Genomic DNA, 5,373 nt, shown 5'->3' on the forward strand with positions numbered 1-5,373 from the left:
GGCGCGGCTGGCATCGGGGCTGGCGGGCGCGCGCCGCAGGCGTGCGCAGGACTGCCGCGCCACGGCCCGCACGGCGCGGCGAGAACCGGCTCAACGCCCGAACAGCCGCCGCTTCCTCGCCGGCTTCAGCGACTTCTGCAGGTACACGGTCCCCAGCCACCTGCCGAACTTGAAGCCGACGCGTCCCATGCGCCCGACCTCGGTGAAGCCGAGCTTGGTGTGCAGCGCGATCGAGCCCTCCGCGCCCTTGTCGCTGATCACGGCGACGACCTCGCGGATGCCGCGCTCGGCGCAGGCGTCCAGCAGCGCCTCCAGCAGTGCCCTGCCCAGGCCCTTTCCGGACGCGGCGTGGCCGAGGTAGATCGAGTCCTCGACGGTGTACCGGTAGGCCGACTTGCCCGCCCACGGGGCGACGAGCGCATAGCCGAGCAGGTGGCCCGTCGGCGAGACGGCGACCAGGAACGGCAGGTCGAGCTTCGCGAGGTGGTCGAACTTCTCGCGCCACTTCGCGAGCGACCACTTCTTCTCGTCGAAGGTGACGACCGAGTTGGTCACGTAGTAGTTGTAGATCTCGCGGATGTCCGGGATGTCGCGCAGCTCGGCGGGACGTATCTCGAACGCGAACGGAGGGTCCGGCGGCGCCGGCTTGCGGATGTGCCACGGCAGCACGCGCCGCTTCTCGTATTCCTCCTCGAGCATGGCGCTCAGCCTACGACGGAATGCGCCAGTCGACGGGGGCCGCCCCCTGCTGCTCGAGCAGCGCGTTCGCGCGCGAGAACGGCCGGGAGCCGAAGAAGCCGCGGCTGGCCGACAGCGGCGACGGATGCGGCGACTCGATGATCGGGACCTGCCCGAGCAGCGGACGGAGGTTCGCGGCATCCCGCCCCCACAGGATCGCGACGAGGGGACCGCCGCGGGCCACGAGGGAGCGGATCGCGTGCTCGGTGACCTTCTCCCACCCCCAGCCCCGGTGCGAGCCGGGGGCGCCCGGCGCGACGGTGAGGACCCGGTTCAACAGCATGACGCCCTGGTCGCTCCATGCCGAGAGGTCGCCGTGCGGGGCCGGCGGGATGCCGAGATCCGTCTGGAGCTCCTGGTAGATGTTCGACAGGCTCCGCGGCAGGGGGCGGACGTGCGCGTCCACCGCGAACGACAGGCCGATCGGGTGCCCCGGGGTCGGATAGGGGTCCTGGCCGACGATCAGCACCTTCACCCCGGCGAGCGGACGGGCGAACGCGCGCAGCACCCGGTCCCCCGCCGGCAGGTAGCGGCGACCGGCGGCGACCTCGGCGCGCAGCCGGTCGCCCATCGCCGCGATGTCGCCGGCGACCGGGTCGAGCGCCTGCGCCCAGCCCGGATCGATGAGTCCGGCGCCGGCGAGCTCGGGCAGCGTCATGGCCATCGGATCAGGCCGAACCCTCGTGACCGGCGTCCTCCTCGGCGACGGTGCCCCGCCACGACCACGGGAAGTCGATCCACAGCGCCGTGTCCTTCCAGCTGTAGTCGGGCTGGATGATCGTGGTCGGCTTGGTGTAGACCACCGCCGACCGCACCTCGGCGCCCTGGTCGGTCAGCAGGCGCACCGCGAGGTCGAGGGTGCGTCCGCTGTCGGCGACGTCGTCGACCAGCAGCACGCGACGGCCGTCGAGATAGGTCATGTCCAGCTCCGGCGGCAGCACCGCGGGGGCGTCGAGCACGGTGCCGATGCCGGTGTAGAACTCGACGTTCAGCGCGCCGCAGTTCTTGATGCCGAGGCCGTAGGCGATGGCCCCTGCCGGCAGCAGACCGCCGCGGGCGATCGCGACGACGACCTCCGGCTCGAAGCCCGAGGCGATGACGGTGCGCGCGATCTCCCGCGTCGCCTCGCCGAATCCGTCCCAGGTCAGGTGCTCGCGCTCGAGCGCTCCGGTCTCTGCCACCCCGCCAGCGTAGCCGTCCCGCTCAGATCTCCCGCACACGCAGCGGCCCGCGGGCCAGCAGGTGCTGCGCGGACTGCGCGACCGGCCGCATCGTCACGAGGTCCAGGTTCACGTGACTGGGCGCCGAGAGGGCGTAGGCGATGACGTCGGCGACGTCCTCCGCCGTGAGGGGCTCCGGGACGTCCTGGTACACGGCGTCCGCCGCCGCCCGGTCGCCGCCGAGACGGTGCAGCGAGAACTCCTCGGTGCGCACCAGGCCGGGCGCGATCTCCACGACCCGGATCGGCTCGCCGTTCAGCTCCAGCCGCAGTGCGTGCACGAGCGCGGCCTCGGCCGACTTGGCGGCGTTGTACCCGCCGCCGCCCGGGTAGGCGACCTGCCCGGCGGTCGAGGTCACGAAGACCGTGTCGGCATGGCCGTCGGATGCGGCGGCCTTCCGCAGCAGCGGCAGCAGCGCCGCCACGAGCCGCTGGGTCGAGAGCACGTTGGCCTCGTACATCCAGCGCCACTGCTCGGGGTCGCCGTCCTCGACGCGGTCGGCGCCGCGTGCGCCGCCGGCCACCTGCACCAGCGCGTGGACCGGGCCCGTCTCGGCGAGCCACGCCGTCAGCGCCTGGACGTCGGCCGCCGCGGTGAGGTCGGCGGCGAAGGCTGTGACCCCGGTCTCATGCTCGAGCTCGGCGAGCCGCTCGGCGCGGCGCGCGACGGCGACGACGTTCCAGCCTCGGGCGCGCAGGCTGCGGGCCGTCGCCGCGCCGATCCCCGTGCTCGCTCCGGTCACGACGGCTCGTCTGGTCACCATGCCCTCCACGCTAGCCCTCGTCACCAGTCGATCGGTCCTCCGGCGTCCCACAATCGTGCCGTGGGCGACCCCGCCGGAAGCGTCGCGAGCATCACGGCCAGCTCGGCGCCCTCGGCGGCGGTCTTGCCGCGCCCGTTGCCGTTCAGATCGGTCGAGACCTGGCCGGGCGCCGTCGCGTTGACGAGCACCGGCGTCCCGCGCAGCTGCTTCGCGTACTCGATCGTGATCTCGTTCACGGCCGCCTTGGACGAGTCGTAGGCCAGCCAGGCCATGTCGACGTAGGGCGGGGCGAGCCGGCCCTGCACGCGCAGCGATCCCATGCTCGTCGACTGATTGACGATGCGGCCGGCGGGCGAGGCCAGCAGCAGAGGCAGCACGGCGTTGGTGACCGCCACCAGCCCGAAGACGTTGACCTCGTAGGTGCGGCGCAGGTCCTCGGTGCGCACCTCGCCGGGCGCGGCGGCACGGTTCACGGCGATGCCGGCGTTGTTGACGAGGATGTCGAGGCGTCCCTCGGTCGCCCGGATCGAGTCGGCGGCGGCGGCGACGGCGGCCGCATCCGTGACGTCGAGCAGGACGCCCCGCGACGATCCCCCCGCCGCCGCCGTCTCGGCCTCGATCGCGCGAATCGCGTCGGCGCGCCTCACCCCGAACACGACGTGGATGCCGCGGGACGCCAGCTGCCGGACGATCTCGCGCCCCATCCCCTTGCCTGCGCCCGTCACGAGCGCCACTCGCTGCGTCATCCGTCCTCCTCGTTCCCGCCTGGCTTCCGTCGCCCGCGCCGCGTGTCCGCACACCTCTCGCATGGGCCCCGCGCAGTTACGTTACGGCCCTCGACGCCCGTGTTACGTCACGTGTCCCGGTCGTTGTGGTAAAAGGGGCGGCTCCGTACTGTCGGTCCCGGCCGCGACGCCCGCCGCGGGGATCCAGAGAACGCAGGAGAACGCAATGACCGCACCCGAGAACTGGCGGTTCGAGACCAAGCAGGTCCACACCGGCGCCGCGCCGGACCCGGTGACCAAGGCCCGCGCCACCCCCATCTACCAGACCACCTCGTACGTCTTCGACAACGCGGACCACGCGGCGAACCTGTTCGCGCTGGCCGAGTTCGGCAACATCTACACCCGCATCCAGAACCCGACCCAGGATGTCGTCGAGCAGCGCGTGGCCGCGCTCGAGGGCGGCACCGGTGCGCTGCTGGTGGCCTCCGGCCAGGCCGCGGAGTCGTTCGCGGTGCTCAACATCGCGCAGGCCGGCGACCACATCGTCTCCTCCAGCTCGATCTACGGCGGCACCTACAACCTCTTCAAGTACACGCTGGCCAAGCTCGGCATCGAGACGACCTTCGTCGAGAACCAGGACGACCCCGAGGAGTGGCGTCGCGCGGTCCGCCCGAACACGAAGCTGTTCTTCGCGGAGACGATCGGCAACCCGAAGATCAACGTCCTCGACATCCGCACCGTCGCCGACATCGCCCACGAGGCGGGCGTCCCCCTGATCGTGGACAACACGATCGCGACGCCGTACCTCATCAAGCCGTTCGAGCACGGCGCCGACATCGTCGTGCACTCGGCGACGAAGTTCCTGGGCGGTCACGGCACCACGATCGGCGGCGTCATCGTCGACGGCGGCCGGTTCCCGTGGACCCAGCACTCGGAGCGCTTCCCCGGCCTGACCACGCCGGACCCCTCATACCACGGTGCGGTCTACACCGACGCGGTGGGCGACGGCCTGGCGTACATCATCAAGGCTCGGGTGCAGCTGCTGCGCGACCTCGGCTCGGCGATCTCGCCCAACAGCGCCTTCCTGCTCATCCAGGGCATCGAGACCCTGTCGCTGCGCATCGAGCGCCACGTGCAGAACGCGCAGGAGATCGCGGAGTGGCTCGAGAGCCGTGACGACGTCGCCTCGGTGAACTACTCGGGCCTGCCCACGTCGCCGTGGTACGCCGCCGCCAACACCTACGCCCCCAAGGGCGTCGGCGCGGTGCTGTCGTTCGAGCTGAAGGGCGGCGTCCCCGCCGGCCGCGAGTTCGTCAACAGCCTCACGCTGTTCAGCCACCTGGCCAACATCGGCGACGTGCGCTCGCTCGTGATCCACCCGGCGTCCACGACCCACTCGCAGCTCACGCCCGAGCAGCAGCTGACCGCGGGCGTCACCCCGGGCCTCGTGCGCCTGTCGGTGGGCATCGAGAACGTCGAGGACCTCAAGGCGGACCTGGAGCAGGCGCTGGACGCCGCGCGTGCGCTCTCGGAGGCCGCGCGCGCCTGATCGGCCCGCGTCGCTCGGATGCCCCGGGGCTTCGGCCCCGGGGCATCCGTCATCTGCGCGCCCGCCAGCAGTCCCTCTCCCCCGCCGGCATGGCTACAGTTCCTGACGATGGCGCCTGAAATTTGAGGCGCCATCGTCAGGAACAGGCGCCATCTCGAGGAGGGACCGGGCAGCGACCGGCGCGTAACACGGACGCGAGCGCGGCGACGGCTCCGAGAGAATGGATGCCGACCCGAACGCGAAAGGCCCTCCGTGGACTGGCAGACCTCCGAAGACACCGTGCCCAGCGCGCCGGTGACGGAGGCCGACGCCCGCCTGCTCCGCGGCGGACGCCCGCCCGCCACCGGCGCCTGGCGCGACGGCGATCCGGTCGGCGAC

General features: G+C 72.0%; 6 protein-coding genes and 1 pseudogene. 2 read left to right on the plus strand and 5 right to left on the minus strand.

Going from position 1 to position 5,373, the window contains the following annotated elements; all coding sequences use genetic code 11:
* Positions 1-90: 90 nt before the first annotated feature.
* From QM626_RS03545 to QM626_RS03565, 5 genes are read right to left on the minus strand one after another with little or no spacing between them, the layout of a single operon-like run.
* Positions 91-699 carry a GNAT family N-acetyltransferase gene (locus QM626_RS03545; protein ID WP_415074041.1) on the minus strand — a complete coding sequence of 203 codons (609 nt, stop codon included), beginning with the start codon at positions 697-699 and terminating at the stop codon, positions 91-93.
* A gap of 10 nt (positions 700-709) precedes the next feature.
* The gene (locus QM626_RS03550) at positions 710-1,402 is read right to left on the minus strand and encodes a uracil-DNA glycosylase (protein ID WP_415074043.1); all 693 of its coding nucleotides are present in this window, start codon (positions 1,400-1,402) and stop codon (positions 710-712) included.
* A gap of 4 nt (positions 1,403-1,406) precedes the next feature.
* Positions 1,407-1,919 (minus strand): phosphoribosyltransferase, encoded by a 513-nt coding sequence (locus tag QM626_RS03555; RefSeq protein WP_415074045.1) that lies wholly within the window; start codon positions 1,917-1,919, stop codon positions 1,407-1,409.
* Positions 1,920-1,941: 22 nt separating this feature from the next.
* Positions 1,942-2,721, minus strand: a complete 780-nt coding sequence (locus tag QM626_RS03560) for an SDR family oxidoreductase (protein WP_415074047.1) — start codon at positions 2,719-2,721, stop codon at positions 1,942-1,944.
* Positions 2,722-2,741: 20 nt separating this feature from the next.
* Entirely contained in the window at positions 2,742-3,467 is a 726-nt protein-coding gene (locus QM626_RS03565; RefSeq protein ID WP_415074049.1) for an SDR family NAD(P)-dependent oxidoreductase, read from the minus strand.
* A 205-nt stretch (positions 3,468-3,672) separates the two neighbouring features.
* Here QM626_RS03565 and QM626_RS03570 point away from each other — a divergent pair, with 205 nt between their 5' ends.
* Both QM626_RS03570 and QM626_RS03575 read left to right on the plus strand, forming a co-directional pair.
* Positions 3,673-4,995 (plus strand): bifunctional o-acetylhomoserine/o-acetylserine sulfhydrylase, encoded by a 1,323-nt coding sequence (locus QM626_RS03570; RefSeq protein ID WP_415074051.1) that lies wholly within the window; start codon positions 3,673-3,675, stop codon positions 4,993-4,995.
* A 252-nt stretch (positions 4,996-5,247) separates the two neighbouring features.
* Positions 5,248-5,373 (plus strand): annotated as a pseudogene (locus QM626_RS03575) (homoserine O-acetyltransferase); the annotation flags it as partial.

It is taken from the genome of Microbacterium sp. (genome assembly GCF_047606385.1).
Lineage (GTDB): Bacteria > Actinomycetota > Actinomycetes > Actinomycetales > Microbacteriaceae > Microbacterium.